The sequence below is a fragment of the Mesorhizobium sp. M7A.F.Ca.US.005.03.2.1 genome, from assembly GCF_003997795.1.
GTDB lineage: Bacteria > Pseudomonadota > Alphaproteobacteria > Rhizobiales > Rhizobiaceae > Mesorhizobium > Mesorhizobium ciceri.
Map to the genome: position 1 here is coordinate 1 of NZ_RZRP01000754.1, position 3,058 is coordinate 3,058.

A 3,058-nucleotide genomic window follows, 5' to 3' on the forward strand; every position below is an offset into this window, starting at 1 on the left:
TGGCGGATGCCCGTGCCCGCGAGGTGATGACGGCGGCGGCACTTCTGGTCGTTCTCGGATCCGCGCTTGCCATGCAGCTCAGCGGCCTGTCGATGGCGATGGGCGCCTTCCTGGCCGGTGTGCTTTTGTCCGAATCGACCTTCCGCCATCAGCTTGAAGCCGATATCGAACCGTTCCGCGGCATCCTGCTCGGTCTGTTCTTTCTCGCGGTGGGCATGTCGCTCGACCTGCATGTGGTCGCGGCGAACTGGCGGCTGATTGCCATCTATGTCGTCGCCTACATGGTGATGAAGGCATTCGGCATCTACATCGTCGCCCGTATCCTGAAAACCAGCCACCGCGAGGCGCTTGAGCGCGCGGTCTTCATGGCGCAAGGCGGTGAGTTCGCCTTTGTCCTTTATTCGGCGGCCGCGGCGGTCGGTATCATCGACGGCAACGCCAATGCGACGCTGACGGCGATCGTCATCATCTCCATGGTGCTGACGCCGCTGGCCATCATCGCCTTGCGCTATCTGACGCCGCGCGACGAGCAGTCGCTCGACGGCGTCGACGTCGCCGATGGCCTGACCGGCAGCGTGCTGATCATCGGCTTCGGCCGCTTCGGCCAGATCGCCAGCCAGCCGCTGCTGCTGCGCGGCATCGACGTCTCGATCATCGACAATGACGTCGAAATGATCCAGGCGGCGGCCGATTTCGGCTTCAAGGTCTACTATGGCGACGGCACGCGGCTGGACATCCTGCATGCCGCCGGTGCCGGCCGGGCGCGCGCCGTGCTGATCTGCGTCGACAAGGCCGATGTGGCTGTTCGCATCGCCCAGCTGATCAAGGCCGAATTCCCACTGCTCACCGTGCTGGCCCGCGCATTCGACCGTGGAACGGCGCTGCAGCTCATACGTGCCGGCGTCGACTACCAACTGCGCGAAACCTTCGAATCCGCACTTGTTTTCGGCGGCTCGGCCCTGGAATCTCTGGGCGTCGATCCCGAAGACGTGGCTGAAACGATCGAAGATGTCAGGCGCCGCGACACCGACCGCTTCGAAACCCAGCTCGCCGAAGGCATTCGCGCCGGACAGCGCTTCCTGAGAGGCAATATCGGCACGCCGATTCCGACACCGCTCTCGACGCCGCGCCGGCCTGGTCAGGCACTCAACGAAGAGACCGCGGGTGTGCTGCACAAGTCCGAACCCGCCGATTGAGCAAGGAATTAGGTATGGAATTGGACAGCAGAGCCCTGTCGGTCACCAAATTCTGGCGCGATGCCGGCGAGGATGCCTGGTTCGAGAAGAACGAAGCATTCGATGCCGAGTTCCGCGACCGCTTTCTCGACCTGCACTACGCCGCCGCGCGGCGTGAATGCGACGACTGGCTGGAACATGCCGAAGGCGCGCTGGCGCTGATGATCCTGCTCGACCAGTTTCCGCGGAACTGCTTTCGCGGCACCGGCCATATGTACGCGACCGATCCGCTCGCCAGATATTTCGCAGAGAAGGCGATCGCGGCTGGTCATGACCTGGCACTCGAGGAAGAACTCCGCGTTTTCCTCTACCTGCCTTATGAGCATTCGGAGCTACTGGCCGACCAGGATATTTCGGTCGAGCTGACGCAGGCCAGAGCCGAGCCCTATCTGAAGTATGCTGTCGAACATCGTGATATCATTGAGCAATTCGGCCGTTTTCCGCATCGAAACAAGATGCTTGGCCGCGAAACCACCTCGCAGGAGCAGACGTTCCTGGATGGTGGCGGCTTCTCGGGTTAGAGGCCTCGCTGCGCCGTTTGCAGGCCGGTATCACCTGAATATCAACGCACCTAGGCCAGCCACCAATCCCGGCCGGACGACAATCGCTCGATGCCTGAGGTATCGACGGCGACCAGGCGATCGGTGATGCTGCGACCGCTGACAACCAGGCCGGGCGCGATCTCGGCCAGCGGCGCCAGCACGAAGGCGCGCTCCAGCATGCGCGGATGCGGCACCTCCAGCCCGGTCTCGTGGATGACGCGGTCGCCGAACACCAGAATGTCGATGTCGATCAGCCGCGGCCCCCACCGCTCCTCGCGCACCCGCTTCAGCTTGCGCTCCGCATCGAGGCAGAGGTCGAGCAGGGCACGCGGTGCAAGCACGGTGGAAATTTCGGCGGCCGCATTGAGAAAATCCGGCTGATCGAGCTTGCCCCAGGGCGGTGTGCGATAAAGCGAGGAGACGCCGGTGACACGCGTATCCGCGTCGGCATCCAGCATGCGCAGCGCCGCGCTCATGGATTTCGCCGGATCGCCAAGATTGCCGCCAAGGCTGAGGTAAACGGTACTATTCGGGCCAGACAACGGTCACCTCGACATAATCGAGCACGCCGGGCACTGGTGCGTTCGGCTTGCGCACCGTGATCTCGGCTTTCTTTATCTGCGGAAAACGCGCCGTCAGCGCACGGGCCACTTCGAGCGCCAGCGACTCGATCAGAAATCGGCGCTGCCCGGTGATGATCTTTTCAATGACGCTGAATGCAACGCCGTAGTGGACTGTATCCTCGATCGAATCTTCGGCAAGCGCCCGGCCTGGGTCAACGGTCAGAACGGCATCGACATAGAAGCGCTGGCCGAGCCGTTCCTCCTCGTCCAGCACGCCGTGCCGGGCAAAGAAAGCGCAGTTCTTCATGCGGATGACATACATCGATCAGTTTCTCGCCCGGTCGGTTTGACGCGCCAGCATAGCATCGGCGAGCGCCAATGCGTCCACGTTGAATGCGACATCGTGGACGCGAAACAGATCGGCGCCCTGGAGCCTCAAAATGACGCTGGTCGCCGCTGTTCCGACCCCTCTGTCGGCGGCATCACGGCCGGTGACCGTGCCGATGAAGCGTTTTCGCGACGTGCCGGCCATCAGCGGCAGGCCGAGTGCATGCAATTCCGAAAAGCGTGCCATCAGGTCGAGATTTTCCTCCGCCGTCTCCTTGGCGAATCCGAAACCGGGATCGAGCACGATGTGATCATCGGCGATGCCGTTCTGGCGGGCGATTTCCAGCGCCCTTCGCAGGAATGCCAACTGATCGGCAATCGCGTCCGGCCG

At 62.8% G+C, this 3,058-nt stretch carries 5 protein-coding genes; 2 read left to right on the forward strand and 3 right to left on the reverse strand.

Annotated elements, in window-relative coordinates; translation table 11 throughout:
• Both EN991_RS29630 and EN991_RS29635 read left to right on the forward strand, forming a co-directional pair.
• Nucleotides 1-1,196, forward strand: a 1,196-nt coding sequence (locus tag EN991_RS29630; protein ID WP_206519274.1) for a cation:proton antiporter, incomplete at its 5' end; no start/stop codon positions are given.
• Between the two features lie 14 nt (nt 1,197-1,210).
• Nucleotides 1,211-1,756, forward strand: a complete 546-nt coding sequence (locus EN991_RS29635) for a DUF924 family protein (protein WP_064995823.1) — start codon at nt 1,211-1,213, stop codon at nt 1,754-1,756.
• A gap of 50 nt (nt 1,757-1,806) precedes the next feature.
• Here EN991_RS29635 and folK read toward each other — a convergent pair whose 3' ends face one another.
• From folK to EN991_RS29650, 3 genes are all read right to left on the reverse strand, one after another.
• Nucleotides 1,807-2,319, reverse strand: coding sequence for a 2-amino-4-hydroxy-6-hydroxymethyldihydropteridine diphosphokinase (gene folK, locus EN991_RS29640; protein WP_013531872.1), 513 nt, complete (start codon nt 2,317-2,319; stop codon nt 1,807-1,809).
• Complete coding sequence (gene folB, locus EN991_RS29645) at nt 2,303-2,662, reverse strand: dihydroneopterin aldolase (RefSeq protein ID WP_013531873.1); 360 nt, start codon at nt 2,660-2,662, stop codon at nt 2,303-2,305. Before folB ends, folK begins: the two co-directional genes overlap by 17 nt.
• Nucleotides 2,663-2,665: 3 nt before the next feature.
• Nucleotides 2,666-3,058: dihydropteroate synthase (locus EN991_RS29650; RefSeq protein WP_164769461.1), on the reverse strand; the 393-nt coding region annotated here is incomplete at its 5' end.